This is a genomic window from Brachybacterium sp. SYSU DS0246 (assembly GCF_059391765.1).
Genome location: NZ_JBZXYT010000019.1, coordinates 23,541 through 36,257, shown reverse-complemented (window position 1 = coordinate 36,257; position 12,717 = coordinate 23,541). Strand labels below are relative to the sequence as shown.

Here is a 12,717-nt window from a genome sequence, read left to right as displayed (position 1 = left end):
CCGCATCCACGTGAGCCGGACACTTGCGACCCGCCGACCCCGGGCCGACGACCCCGGCGACGGGGCGAGCCTCCCGTCGGCCGATCGGACCGCGCGGAGGCGCATATCGCCGTGGCTCGCCCTCGGGCTGGCCACCGTCCTGCTCGCGCTCGCCGCGGTGGCGAGCCTGTTCCTCGGGACGCGGGAGACTGATCTCGAGGCGGTGTGGGCGGTGCTGCGCGGGCAGGGCAGCGACTACATGCGGGAGGTAGTCGCGGCCCGCGAACCCCGAACCGTGCTCGGCGCCGTGATGGGTGCGGCTCTCGCCGCCTCGGGCATGCTCATCCAGGGCGTCACCCGCAATCCCCTCGGCGAGCCCGGTCTGCTCGGGGTCACCTCGGGTGCCTCGGCCGCCGTGGTCACCGCCACCGCGTTCCTCGGGTTCTCCGGCGGCACCGCCATGGTGTGGGTCGCGCTGCCCGGCGCCCTGCTCGCCGTGGCCGTGGTCCACCTGCTGGGCCGCCCGGCCGGCACTCACTCGGTGGTGCCGCTGATCCTCGCCGGCGCGGTGATCTCCGCGGTGCTGTACGCGTACATCCAGGCCATGATCCTCACGCGCCCCGCCGTGTTCGACTCCTACCGGTACTGGGTGGTCGGGTCTCTGGCCGGGGCCTCGTACGACACGCTCGCCGCAGTCGCGCCGGCGCTGGTGATCGGCCTGGCGCTCGCGATCATGGTCGTGCCCGGACTGAACACCCTGGCCCTCGGGGACGACGTCGCCACCGCCCTGGGCACCCCCGTGAGCCTGCTGCGCGCCGGTGCCCTGCTGGCCTCCACCCTGCTGGCGGCGGCCGCGACCGCCGCGGTCGGACCGATCGCCTTCGTCGGCCTCGCCGTTCCCCATCTCGTGCGCGCCATGGTGGGCAGCGAGCACCGGTGGCAGCTGCCCCTGTGCCTCGTCCTCGGCGGGGCGCTGCTGCTGGGGTCCGACGTCCTCGCGCGCAGCCTCGCCCATCCCGAGCTGATGGTCGGCGTGGTCACCGCCTTCGCCGGCGCCCCGTTCCTGCTGCTGGCCGTGCGCCGTGGGACGGTGAACGCCTGATGGAAGGCCCGACGACGTCCGCGACGACTCCCAGCGCCCCGACGAGCCATGCGCTGGTCGGCGGTGCGCCTGCAGGCCAGGGCACGAGGGGCCATGCTCCGACAGGGCAGGTCCCGACAGATCATGAACCGTCGGGCCATGAACCGGCGGGCCATGCCCCGACGCCTCGCCCACCCGCGCGCCGCGCGCCGCTGCCCCGAGCCGTGGCGGTGGGGGTGCTGCTGGTCAGCGGGATCCTGGTCGGAGGCTTGGCGACGCTGGCCTGGGGACCGCTCGGCGTGACCGCGCCGGATCTGTTCGCGGCCGCCCGGGGCGAGGCCGGCACCAAGGCCATGTTCGTCCTGGAGCGCCTGCGCGGGCCCCGCCTGCTGGTCGGCATCGGCGCGGGCCTCGCGTTCGGGCTCGCCGGAGCCCTGTTCCAGACCGTCACCCGCAATCCGCTGGGCAGCCCCGACGTGATCGGGCTGGGCAGCGGCGCCGGGGCCGGCGTGGCGCTGGGCACGCTGCTGGCACCCGGTCTCGTGCCCGCCCCCGTCGGCGCGGTCCTCGGCGCCGGGGTCGCCATCACCCTGGTGTACGTCTCCACGGGGCTGGGCTTCACCTCTCCGGCGCGGGTGATCATCACCGGCATCGGCGTCAACGCGATGGCGCTCGCCGTGACCCAGTACGTGGTCGCCGTGGCGCTGCGCGATGCGTCCTCCCAGCTCGCCGGGTACCTGGTGGGAACCCTGAACTCCCGCAGCCTCGACCAGGCCCTGTTCATCGCCGTGGCTCTGCTGGTGCTGATCCCGCCGGTCGCCGTCCTCTCGCACGACCTGCGGATGATGGACCTCGGCGACCAGCTGGCCGACGCCCTCGGCGGCTCCGCGCACCGCACCCGGACCTGGGCGATCGTCCTGGCGGCTCTGCTGGCCGCCGCGGCCGTCGCCGTCGCGGGACCGATCGCCTTCGTCGCCCTCGCCGCCCCGCACATCGCCCGCCGGCTGGCCGGCGCCCCCGGGCCGCACCTCATCCTCTCCGCGCTGGTCGGGGCGCTCATCATCGTCCTGGCCGACTTCACCGTCCAGCACGTCGGCCCCGTCGAGAACCTGCCGGTCGGCGTCATCACCGCCGGTGTGGGCGGGATCTACCTCGGCTACCTGCTGATCACCACCTGGAGGAGGGCCGACGCATGAGCGCCGGACGCACCGATCCCCATGGCGCATCCTCGCTGCGCCTGGAGGCCGCCACCATCGCCTACGGCGCGAAGCCCGTCCTCGAGCAGCTCGACTTCGAGGTGCCGCGAGGCGTGTTCACGGCGGTGATCGGCCCCAACGGCTGCGGGAAGTCGACGATGCTGAAGGCCCTCGCCCGCACCCTGCGCCCGCGCGCCGGCACGGTCCGGCTCGATGACCGGCCGCTCGGGCAGTGGCGCTCGAGAGCAGTCGCCCGGCGCATCGGCCTGCTCCCGCAGGACCCCGTCGTCCCCGACGGCATCACGGTCCGGGCGCTGGTCGCACGCGGACGGCACCCGTATCACTCGCCGTTGCGGCAGCGGGTGCCCGGGGACGAGGAGGCGGTGGCGGCCGCGATGGCCGCCACCGGGGTCAAGGACATCGCCGAGCATCCGGTCGCCGGGCTCTCGGGCGGCCAGCGTCAGCGCGCATGGATCGCGATGATCCTCGCCCAGGACACCGAGTACGTGCTGCTGGACGAGCCCACGTCGTTCCTGGACATCTCCCATCAGATCGACGTGCTGCACCTGTGCCAGGACATGCGGGAGCAGGGCCGCACCGTCGTCGGCGTCCTGCACGACCTGAACCAGGCCGCGCGCTACGCCGACCACCTCGTGGTGATGGATGCCGGCCGGATCGTGGCCACCGGCCCGCCCGCGCAGGTGCTGCGGGCCGACCTGGTCCGGGAGGTGTTCTCCCTCCGCGCGGAGGTCACGCTCGACCCCCAGAGCGGGAGCCCGATGGTGATCCCGCGCCGCCGCGAGACGGACCCCTCGCAGCGGTGACATGCCGGGGCGGTCGCGGCCATGCCACCGTTCCGTGTCGCCGGGGCCACGTATCCGTGGAATCGATGCGCGCGTCGGCGCCGATCTCGTGGGAGGAAGGGGCTCAGCCCGTCACCGAGAGCCCGTCCAGGAAGATCGCGATCATCCGCTCGGAGAAGCCGTCCTCACCACCGGGCACCGGCTGGGACAGCAGCGCGATCGCCGTCAGCACCTCGCGGGCGCTGACGTCATCCCGCGCCTCGCCGGCCGCGGCCGCCCGGTCCAGCAGGCCCTGGAGCGCCGGGACCAGCTGTTCCAGCAGCTGGTCGGGCAGTCCCTCGTAGGCCGGATCGCCGGAGTGCAGCGCTGAGGCCAGCCCCTGTTTGGTGCCGACGAACTCCGTGAAACGACCGATCCAGGCCACCAGCGCAGCGCGTGGTCCGGCGCCGCTGCTGAGCTCGTCGGCCGCGGTGACGCACACGTCGATCTCATGCTGGAGCACGGCGACGATGAGGTCCGACCGGCGCGGATAGTGCCGGTAGAGGGTTCCCACTCCCACCCCGGCGAGGTCGGTGATCTGCTTGGCCGGCACATCGACCCCGCTCTGGGCGAACGCCGTCTTGGCGGCATCGAGCAGCGCCGCGGCGCTGCGCTTCGCATCCGAGCGCTGACGCCGAGGCGGCCCGGCACCGTCCGGCGCTCCCGCGGCGGGCGTGGTCGATCGCGACATCTGGTCCTCCCGTGGGGCCCCTCCCCTTGCTAGGTGGAAAGGCGTTCCGTATTGTTCCGGAATGGGCTTCCGCTTCGCGCAGTCTACGTCCCGGAGCCTGCCACCCGCACCCCTCACCACTCGGAGGACACCATGCAGTACCGCACTCTCGGCAGGACAGGCATCCAGGTCAGCCCCTACGGGCTGGGAGCCCTCATGTTCGCCACCCAGATGGGCAACGACGCCGAGGAGTCCGCCCGCATCATCCACAAGGCGCTGGACGCCGGCATCAACCTCATCGACACCGCCGACGCCTACGCGGACTCGGAGGAGGTCGTCGGCCGGGCGCTCCAGGGCCGACGCGACGACGTCGTCCTGACCACCAAGTTCGGCCTCCCCGACCGGGCCGCGGCCGGCGTGCCGAACCGGCAGGGCGGCTCCCGGCGCTGGATCACCCGGGCGGTCGAGAACTCCCTGCGCCGCCTGCAGACCGACTACATCGACGTCTACCAGCTCCAGCGTCCCGACCCCGCCACCGACATCGAGGAGACCCTCTCGGCGCTGACCGACCTGGTGCGGGCCGGCAAGATCCGCGCCTTCGGCACCTCGACCATGCCTGCCTCGGACCTGGTGCAGGCGCACTGGACGGCCGAGCGGCGCGGGCTCGAGCGGCCCCGCACGGAGCAGCCGCCGTACTCAATCCTCAACCGCGGCATCGAGCGCGAGGTGCTGCCGGTGGCGCAGGAGTGCGGCATGGGTGTGCTGACCTGGGGGCCGCTCGGGCAGGGGATGCTCACCGGCAGGGTGCGACGTGGCCAGGACGCCGACGTGATCCGCGCGAAGTTCCTGCCCAGGGCGTTCACCGACGAGGCGCGTCTGGACGTGGTCGAGCAGCTCGCCCCGCTGGCGGCCGAGGCAGGGCTCTCGATGCCGCACCTGGCGATGGCCTTCGCGATCTCGCACCCGGGCGTGACCAGCGCACTGGTGGGAGCGCGGACCATGGCCCATCTCGACGATCTCCTGGAGGGCCTGGACACCGTGCTGAGCGACGACGTCCTGGACCGGATCGACGAGATCGTCCCGCCCGGCACCGACATCGGCGTGCTCGACCAGGCCTACGTGCCCCCGGCCCTCGCCGAGGTCGAGCGGCGCCGCCGCCCGGTGGGACAGCGCTCGGCCGCCTGAGCTCGGCCCTCCGGCCTCGGCTCTCGGTGCCTGCCCGGGACGCCGCGCTGGACCCTGGTAGCGGGGACATCCCGGCGCGGCCCCGGCCGTTCCACCGATACGTGTCACTGTCGCCACGTATCGGTGGAATGGTGGGCGTGTCGAGGCCAGCCAGCGGCCTGCCGACGGTGGACCGCCGACCTGGCAGCCCCCAGCCAACCCCTGCCAACGCCGCGCCAACCCCCTGCCGGCTCCCGGACAGCGGCGTGCCCGCCCTGTGATCCCCCGCGCACGTCCACAGCATCCCTGGCCCGCACCCCCGCGTGCGGGTAGTCTGTGCCGGTCCGTGAAGTGCATCGCCGATGTCCTTTCCGGGCGGCATGAACCCTCCTGCCACGGAGAGACCGTGGCCGCAGAGACCACAGGAGGTGGGTACCAGAACATGCGTAAGTACGAAATGGTCGTGATCCTCGACCCGTCCATCGATGAGCGGACCGTCAGCGCAACCTTCGAGAAGCTCGTCCAGGTCATCCCGACCGAGGGCGGCACCATCGACAACGTCGACGTCTGGGGCAAGCGCAAGTTCGCCTACGAGATCGACAAGAAGTCCGAGGGCATCTACATCGTCCTGTCGTTCACGGCCAGCTCCGAGACCGCTCAGGAGCTCGATCGCCGCCTCGGCCTCAACGAGTCCGTCGTGCGCACCAAGCTGATGCGCCTCGACGGCAAGTGATCTGCGCTCACTGATCCCCGCACCACCCTTACCGACCCCGGAGCAGAGGAGCACCCATGGCGAATGACACCGTCATCACGGTGATCGGCAACCTCACCGCTGATCCCGAGCTGCGTTTCACGCAGTCCGGCATCGCGGTCGCGTCGTTCACCATCGCGTCCACCCCCCGCACCTTCGACCGTCAGGCGAATGAGTGGAAGGACGGCGAGGCTCTGTTCCTGCGCTGCTCCATCTGGCGCGACGCCGCGGAGAACGTCGCGGAGTCGCTGGAGAAGGGCACCCGCGTCATCGCGCAGGGTCGCCTCAAGCAGCGCTCCTTCACCGACCGTGAGGGCAACAACCGCACGAGCATCGAGCTGGACGTCGACGAGATCGGCCCCTCGCTGCGCTACGCCACCGCCAAGGCCAACAAGGTCCAGCGCGGAGGCGGCGGTGGTGGCCGCGGCGGCTTCGGCGGTGGCGCCCCCCAGGGCGGTGCCCCGCAGGGCGGCGGCTACGGCGGCCAGGGTGGCCAGGGCGGTTACAGCAATGCGCCGCAGGGCGCCCCCGACGCCGACCCGTGGGCCGGCGGCAACCAGGGCGGGTACGACGACCCGCCCTTCTGATCGGGACGACGGGCGCGGCACCCCGGTGCTGCGGCTCGTGCCGACCAGCGTTCACACCGAATCCATTCCATCCCGGGTCGATGCCCGGGCTCCCCTCAGGAAAGAAGGAGCACCACGATGGCCAAGCCTGTTCTTCGCAAGCCGAAGAAGAAGCAGAACCCCCTGAAGACCGCCGGTCTCGAGACCGTCGACTACAAGGACGCCGCGCTGCTGCGCAAGTTCATCTCCGACCGCGGAAAGATCCGCGCCCGTCGGGTGACCGGCGTCTCCGTCCAGGAGCAGCGCAAGATCGCGAAGGCCGTGAAGAACGCCCGCGAGATCGCGATCCTGCCGTACTCGACCTCCGGCCGCTGAGCGAGGAAGGGACGAACATGACCACCAAGCTCATCCTCACCAACGAGGTCACGGGCCTCGGAGCCGCCGGGGACATCGTCGATGTCCGGGACGGCTACGCCCGTAACTTCCTCCTGCCCCGCGGTCTCGCGACCCCGTGGACCAAGGGCGGTCAGCGTCAGCTCGACCAGATCCGTGCCGCCCGCGGCAAGCGCGCGATCGCGACCCTGGAGGAGGCCCAGGCTCTCAAGGCCAGCCTCGAGTCCAAGCCCCTGGTCGTCGCCGAGCGCGCCGGCGAGAACGGCCGCCTGTTCGGCGCCGTCTCCTCCAAGGAGGTCGCCGAGGCCGTCAAGGAGACCTTCGACAAGGACATCGACCGTCGCACCGTCGAGTTCCCGACCCCGATCCGCTCGCTCGGCGAGCACAAGGCCACGGTGCGCCTGCACGACGAGATCTTCGCGAACCTCGTCATCCAGGTCGTCGCCGCCAAGGCGTCTGCCAAGGCCTGAACGACCCGCTCGACGTCCGCGTCGACCACTGAGGATGCCCCGCACCGCTCTGGTGCGGGGCGTCTTCGTCTCCGGGCGCTGTGCGGGCAGGCCCCGTCGTGCGATCCCTGTCGTGCGACCGCGATAGATTCGTCCCATGTTCGGACGCGCGAAGCAGCAGCAGGCACGGATCGAGTCGCTCGAGCGACGGGTCCGCGAGCTCGACGGGCTCGTCGGCCATCTGGCTGAACGTGCGGGGCTCAGCGAGACGGAGCGGCTGCACCTGCGCGAGACCGCCGGGCCGAGCATCCCCGAGCAGTGCCGCCGGCTCGTGGCGGAGGGGAAGACCATCCAGGCCATCAAGGTGTACCGCGAGCAGACCGGCGCCGGGCTGACGGAGGCCAAGGACGCCATAGACGCCTATCGCGGCCGCACTTCCTGATCGTCCTCGGGGACGCCCCGGCGGCCTCGAGCACGCCGCGCGCCCGGTGAGCACGCAGACACCCCGGATTCTGGCTACCCTCGTGCGGTGACCTCTCCAGCTTCCTCTCCCGGCCCCGCGACCGACGGCGCCTCGCCGGCCTCCTCCACCGACGGCCACCTCGCCCGTTCCCTCGGCCACGGCCAGATGGCCATGATCGCCATGGGCTCGGCCCTGGGCACCGGGCTCTTCCTCGGGTCCGGCGAGGCGATCGGCATCGCCGGACCGGCGGTGATCATCTCTTTCGCGATCGGTTCCCTGATCGCCGCGACCATCGCGCTGGCCATGGGGGAGATGGCCTCTCTCCATCCCGTGCGCGGCGGCTTCGGCACGCTCGCGGCGCGCTACCTCTCCCCGTTCTGGGGGTACCTCTCCCGCTGGCTGTACTGGATCGTCACGGTCTCGGTCACCGGCGCCGAGCTCGTCGCCTGTGCCGCCTACCTCGCGTACTGGGTCCCGGCGATCCCCGTCTGGGCGGGCATCCTGCTGTTCGCCGCGGTGATCATCGCGATCAACCTCGCCAGCGTCGGCTCGTTCGGGACGGTCGAGTTCTTCCTGTCCTCGATCAAGGTCATCGCCGTGGTGGTGTTCATCCTGGTCGGCCTGATCCTGGTGTTCGTGGGCATGCCGAGCGCGCCGGCCCCGGGGCTCAGCGAGCTCACGGCCGACGGCGGCTTCGCCCCGATGGGCTGGGCCGCCGTGTGGGTCGCCCTCTCGGTCGTGATGTTCTCCTTCGGGGGCATCGAGCTGCTGTCCATCACCGCCGCCGAAGCCAAGGATCCGGCCCGCTCGATCCGCACCGCCGCCCGCACCACCATCGTGCGCCTGGCGTTCTTCTACGTGCTCTGCATCGGCATCGTGGTCGCGCTCGTGCCCTGGCAGCAGGCCGCCGGCACCGGTGAGGACGTCGCCACCTCCCCGTTCGTGATGGTCTTCGACCGCATCGGCATCCCCGGCGCCGCCCACATCACCAACCTGCTGGTGCTGATCGCCGCACTATCGGCGGCCAACGCGAACCTCTATGCCGGCTCCCGCATGCTGCACTCCCTGGCCTCCGACGGGCTCGCGCCCCGGTTCGCCGCGGCGATCACTCGCAGCCGGGTGCCCGTCGTCGGCATCGCGTGCAGCTCGCTCGGCATCATCGCCGCCGCGGCCCTCGCCTTCAGCGGTGTGGGCGGAGTGTTCGGCTACATGATGAGCCTGGTCGTCTTCGCCGTGCTGATGGTGTGGTCACTGATCCTGGCCAGCTACATCTCCTTCCGCCGCACGGGGGCCACCGGGGCGACGTTCCGCATGCCGGGCGGGACGGCGACCGCGGTGGTGGGACTGATCGGCCTCGGCGCCGTGTTCGCCACGGTCGCGGTGCGGCCCAGCATGCAGGTGGCGGCTCTGGTCGGCGTCCCGGCGGTGCTGGTGGCGACCATCCTCTACTTCGCCATCGCGCGGCGCCGGATCGACCCGGACGACGTGGAGGCCGCCTTCGACGAGGCGGAGCGGATGCGCTGAGGTCCCACTTCGGATGACCGGGGCCGGGATGGCCTCGGTCGGCCTCCCTGGGCCTGCGCGTCGCACGTGCCTCGTCCGATCCGGCGGCGTGGCGTTCGTTACTGTGCGCCGTGTCGTTTTGAGCGGGGCGGCACCCGAGGGGTAACCTAGAGCAATCTTCGGTCTCGGTGAGTGATCCCCGGTGCCGAAGGCACGCGCGAGTGGCGGAATTGGTAGACGCGCACGGTTCAGGTCCGTGTGCTCGGAAGAGCGTGGGGGTTCAAGTCCCCCCTCGCGCACCGCAGGAATTTCCCCGGTTCACCCAGGTGGGCCGGGGATTTTCGCGTCCGGGGGCAGCCGCACCCGCGGGCCATCCGCGGGCGGCCCCACATGTACTGCTCCCACACGTGGACGGGCCCCATCCGCAGACGCCCCACCGGCGGACGGTCCCCACCCGCATAGTGTCCCGCCCCTATCGCTGGATCCGCGACCCTGTTGCTTAGCGCGCGCGATTCCAACAGGCTCACGGATCTCGCGGATCTCGCGGGCCTCACGGGCCTCATGGAGCGCGCGGGCCTCACCGCACCTCACGGCTCCCACGGATCTGGCGAGTCTCGCGGGCCTCAGGGTGCTCACGGCGCGGGGCGATCGTTCCGTGGGGGTGCCAGTCCGGAGAGCATGATGTCGAGCAGGAGATCCTGGTCCTGGCCGTTCCCGAGTCGGACGGCATGTTCCACGCCGCAGACCAGCCGCTGGACCTGGCCGATCGAGAGGTCGGGGCGGACCGCACCGGCGGCGACGGCGGCGTCGAGCAGCGCGCCGGCACGGTCGAAGAGCTCCGCGCGCAGTGCTCGCGCCTCCGCGGAGACGTCGTCCGCGAACCACATCTGCTGGAGCCCCTCGTGTTCAAGCTGCGTCCGCACCGCGCCGCGGAGGAACCGTACGAATCCCCGGCCGGCGTCGGGCTCCTCGGCTGCTGTACGGGCCAGGTCCACGGTCTGCTCCAGGGCATCGAACGAGAGCGCCTCGATGAGTGCCGTCACGGTGGGGAAGTGCCGGTAGACCGTCCCCACCCCGACTCCCGCGGCTCGCGCGACCTCGTTCAGGCGCAGATCGTCGAGGGGGCAGCCGCGGGCGGCTTCCAGAATCTTGGCGCGTGACCTCGCGGCATCCGATCGCAGTGCAGGCATGCAGGCATCCTACGCGATGCGGATAGCCCATCCGTTTGTGGGGTACGCTGAAGCGGATCAACTATCCGAATCGAGGAGCTCCCATGCCCTGGTACCCCACACACCTTCCGGACCTCAGCGGTCGCACCTACGCCATCACCGGGGCGACCGGCGGCATCGGCTACTTCGCCGCCGAGCAGCTCGCGGCGGCGGGCGCCGAGGTCGTATTAGCCTCCCGGTCGCGCGCCAAGCTCGACGTGGCCGCGGCGGCGATCCGCGCCCGGGCTCCGCACGCGGCGACGCACCCCATCGCCGTCGATCTCACGTCCCTGGCATCCGTGGCCGAGGGGGCCGAGCAGCTCGCGTCGCTGCCGCGCCTGGACGGGATCTTCCTCAACGGAGGGCCGATGCAGCTCTCCGTCGGCGCCACGACGCAGGACGGGCTGCCGCTGATGACCGGCGCGCACACGGTCGCGAACCTCGCCCTGGTCGCGGGTCTGCTGCCTGCGCTGGTGCGGCAGGGAGCCTCGGCCGATCGCTTCCCGCGCATCGTGCACGCCTCGACCGGTTTCGTCACGAGGTTCCCCATGGATGTCTCGGCACCGCGCACCGCGCCGCGGGTGGGCATCGCGGCCTACACCAAGGCCAAGACACTCACCGAGGTGTTCGCCTTCGAGCTGGACCGGCGACTTCGGGCCGCGGAGCTGCCCGTGGCCTCGATCGTCACCAAGCCCGGGGTGGGCGTCGATGCCAAGACACCAGAGCGCGCGGGGATCCGGGACTCCTCGGTGAGCTACCAGCGCAACCCGCTCACCCCCTGGGCACAGGGGAAGGACACGGCGGCCTGGTCGGGAGTGCGCGCGCTGGCCGACCCGGAGGCGGCGGGCGGGCAGTACTACGGGCCTGCGGGGAGCTTTCGCGGCCTCCCGGTGCTGGGGACCCCGGCGGCTCACACCGCTGCCCCCGATCCGCAGCTCGCCGATGCGATCTGGGAGCAGCTCGAGCAGCTGGCGGGAGTGAGCGTGCCCGTCTGAGGTCCGAACTCGTCAGGCGCTCCCGGCGTCGCTGCTGACGTGGCTCTGCGGCTGCTCCTCGTACCACTGCAGCTTCTCCTCGAGACGGGTGCGCCACCGCTCAAGCTGCAGGGCCTGCTCCGCGAGCGATGCCTGGTGCTCACGCAGCAGCGCGATCCGCTCGGGAAAGGTGGCGGGGTCGCGGCACAGCTCCCCGTAACGGCGTAGCCTCTCGATCGGCATCCCGGAGTCGCGCAGGCAGTGCAGGAAATCCAGCGTGGCGAGATCCCCGTCGTCGTAGGCGCGATGCCCTGCCGGGGTGCGCGCGACGGGAGGGAGGATGCCCTCGCGCTCGTAATAGCGCAGTGTGTCGATCGAGAACCCGCTGCGCTCGGCGGCCTCCGCCGTGGAGTACGTCCTCATGCCGCACACAGTAGCCCTTGACCCGGAGCGCGCTCCAGGGTGTGTGGTCCTGCCATGAACCCTGCAACCGATCACATGCACCCCACCCCCTCCGCTCGCCCCGTCTCCCCGCTGGTCCTCGGAGCCATGGCCTTCGGCACCCGAGTGGGCGACGAGGAATCCTTCGCCCTGCTGGACCGGTTCGTCGAGCAGGGCGGCGAATGGATCGACACGGCGGACTGCTACGCCTTCTGGGACTCGCCGGACGGACGCGGCGGCGCGAGCGAGCACGTTCTCGGCCGCTGGCTGGCCGCGCGACCCGGCGTGCGCGAACGCGTGCGCCTGTCGACCAAGGTCGGCGCCGAACCGCTGTGGGCAGGCTCCTGGCCGCGGCACCGTGCCGGGCTGAGCCGACGCGCGATCCATGACGCGTTCGCCGGCAGCCTCGAGCGTCTCGGGGTCGACCACGTCGACCTGCTGTGGCTGCACCAGGAGGACCGCTCCGTCCCCCTCGAGGAGAGCGTCGACGCGCTCGGCGAGCTGATGGCCGACGGGTCGGTCCGTCGCGTCGGCGCCTCCAACCACCCCGCCTGGCGGGTCGAGCGTGCCCGGGCGCGAGCGCTCGCCCAGGGCATGAAACCTGTCGACGCGCTGCAGCTGCACGCGAGCTATCTCCGACCCCGCCCGGGTCTCCTGCCGGAGGGGAACATCCACCCCTTCGGTGTGCTCGGGGAGGAGCAGATGGACATCGCCGCCGAGCACCGGATGGAGGTCTGGGGGTACACCACGCTGCTCGGCGGGGCATACGACAATCCGGCGAAACCGATCCCGGAGGCCTACGAGCATCTCGGCAGCGCACGGCGCCTCGCCGCGCTGGACGAGGTGGCCGCCGACGCAGGAGCCAGCCGTGGGCAGGTCGTGCTGGCCTGGCTCGTCCACCGCGGCATCCGGCCGATCCTGGGCGGCAGTCGGCTGGAACAGCTCGAGGCGGCGCTGGAGGGCGTCGGCCTGCCCCTGTCCACGGACCAGTTCGCTCGACTGGACGGAGCCGGCTGAGAGCACCCGGTGGTGCCGGG

General features: G+C 71.7%; 15 protein-coding genes and 1 tRNA gene. 13 read left to right on the top strand and 3 right to left on the bottom strand.

Annotated elements, in window-relative coordinates; all coding sequences use genetic code 11:
- The first annotated feature begins 10 nt into the window (after positions 1-10).
- From AC5020_RS10965 to AC5020_RS10955, 3 genes are all read left to right on the top strand, one after another.
- Positions 11-1,081, top strand: a complete 1,071-nt coding sequence (locus AC5020_RS10965; protein WP_464988305.1) for a FecCD family ABC transporter permease — start codon at positions 11-13, stop codon at positions 1,079-1,081.
- 215 nt (positions 1,082-1,296) lie between these two features.
- Entirely contained in the window at positions 1,297-2,256 is a 960-nt protein-coding gene (locus AC5020_RS10960) for a FecCD family ABC transporter permease (RefSeq protein WP_464988304.1), read from the top strand.
- Complete coding sequence (locus AC5020_RS10955; RefSeq protein ID WP_464988303.1) at positions 2,253-3,080, top strand: ABC transporter ATP-binding protein; 828 nt, start codon at positions 2,253-2,255, stop codon at positions 3,078-3,080. Before AC5020_RS10960 ends, AC5020_RS10955 begins: the two co-directional genes overlap by 4 nt.
- A gap of 103 nt (positions 3,081-3,183) precedes the next feature.
- Here the strand turns inward: AC5020_RS10955 and AC5020_RS10950 are convergent, their stop codons facing one another.
- Positions 3,184-3,789, bottom strand: coding sequence for a TetR/AcrR family transcriptional regulator (locus tag AC5020_RS10950; RefSeq protein ID WP_464988302.1), 606 nt, complete (start codon positions 3,787-3,789; stop codon positions 3,184-3,186).
- 132 nt (positions 3,790-3,921) lie between these two features.
- On the opposite strand from AC5020_RS10950, the gene AC5020_RS10945 reads away from it, so the two are divergent.
- The 8 genes from AC5020_RS10945 (at position 3,922) to AC5020_RS10910 (ending at position 9,356) form a co-directional block, all read left to right on the top strand.
- On the top strand, positions 3,922-4,953 hold the full coding sequence (locus AC5020_RS10945; RefSeq protein WP_464988301.1) for an aldo/keto reductase: 1,032 nt from the start codon (positions 3,922-3,924) through the stop codon (positions 4,951-4,953).
- Positions 4,954-5,374: 421 nt separating this feature from the next.
- Complete coding sequence (gene rpsF / locus AC5020_RS10940) at positions 5,375-5,665, top strand: 30S ribosomal protein S6 (protein WP_377017875.1); 291 nt, start codon at positions 5,375-5,377, stop codon at positions 5,663-5,665.
- Positions 5,666-5,721: 56 nt separating this feature from the next.
- Positions 5,722-6,270, top strand: a complete 549-nt coding sequence (locus AC5020_RS10935) for a single-stranded DNA-binding protein (protein WP_377017873.1) — start codon at positions 5,722-5,724, stop codon at positions 6,268-6,270.
- A 117-nt stretch (positions 6,271-6,387) separates the two neighbouring features.
- Positions 6,388-6,624, top strand: coding sequence for a 30S ribosomal protein S18 (gene rpsR / locus AC5020_RS10930; protein WP_377017871.1), 237 nt, complete (start codon positions 6,388-6,390; stop codon positions 6,622-6,624).
- Between the two features lie 17 nt (positions 6,625-6,641).
- Complete coding sequence (gene rplI / locus AC5020_RS10925; RefSeq protein WP_377017869.1) at positions 6,642-7,112, top strand: 50S ribosomal protein L9; 471 nt, start codon at positions 6,642-6,644, stop codon at positions 7,110-7,112.
- Positions 7,113-7,248: 136 nt separating this feature from the next.
- A complete protein-coding gene (locus tag AC5020_RS10920; RefSeq protein ID WP_464988300.1) occupies positions 7,249-7,533 on the top strand; it encodes a hypothetical protein in 285 nt (94 codons plus the stop codon).
- A 186-nt stretch (positions 7,534-7,719) separates the two neighbouring features.
- Positions 7,720-9,078 carry an amino acid permease gene (locus AC5020_RS10915; protein WP_377018130.1) on the top strand — a complete coding sequence of 453 codons (1,359 nt, stop codon included), beginning with the start codon at positions 7,720-7,722 and terminating at the stop codon, positions 9,076-9,078.
- 194 nt (positions 9,079-9,272) lie between these two features.
- Positions 9,273-9,356 (top strand) — tRNA-Leu (locus tag AC5020_RS10910).
- Between the two features lie 333 nt (positions 9,357-9,689).
- Here the strand turns inward: AC5020_RS10910 and AC5020_RS10905 are convergent.
- Entirely contained in the window at positions 9,690-10,247 is a 558-nt protein-coding gene (locus tag AC5020_RS10905; RefSeq protein ID WP_464988299.1) for a TetR/AcrR family transcriptional regulator, read from the bottom strand.
- An 83-nt stretch (positions 10,248-10,330) separates the two neighbouring features.
- Between AC5020_RS10905 and AC5020_RS10900 the strand changes: the two genes are divergently transcribed.
- On the top strand, positions 10,331-11,260 hold the full coding sequence (locus AC5020_RS10900) for an SDR family NAD(P)-dependent oxidoreductase (protein ID WP_464988298.1): 930 nt from the start codon (positions 10,331-10,333) through the stop codon (positions 11,258-11,260).
- 12 nt (positions 11,261-11,272) lie between these two features.
- Here AC5020_RS10900 and AC5020_RS10895 read toward each other — a convergent pair whose 3' ends face one another.
- Entirely contained in the window at positions 11,273-11,662 is a 390-nt protein-coding gene (locus AC5020_RS10895) for a MerR family transcriptional regulator (RefSeq protein ID WP_464988297.1), read from the bottom strand.
- A 54-nt stretch (positions 11,663-11,716) separates the two neighbouring features.
- Between AC5020_RS10895 and AC5020_RS10890 the strand changes: the two genes are divergently transcribed.
- Positions 11,717-12,697 (top strand): aldo/keto reductase, encoded by a 981-nt coding sequence (locus tag AC5020_RS10890; protein ID WP_464988296.1) that lies wholly within the window; start codon positions 11,717-11,719, stop codon positions 12,695-12,697.
- The last annotated feature ends 20 nt before the right edge of the window (positions 12,698-12,717 follow it).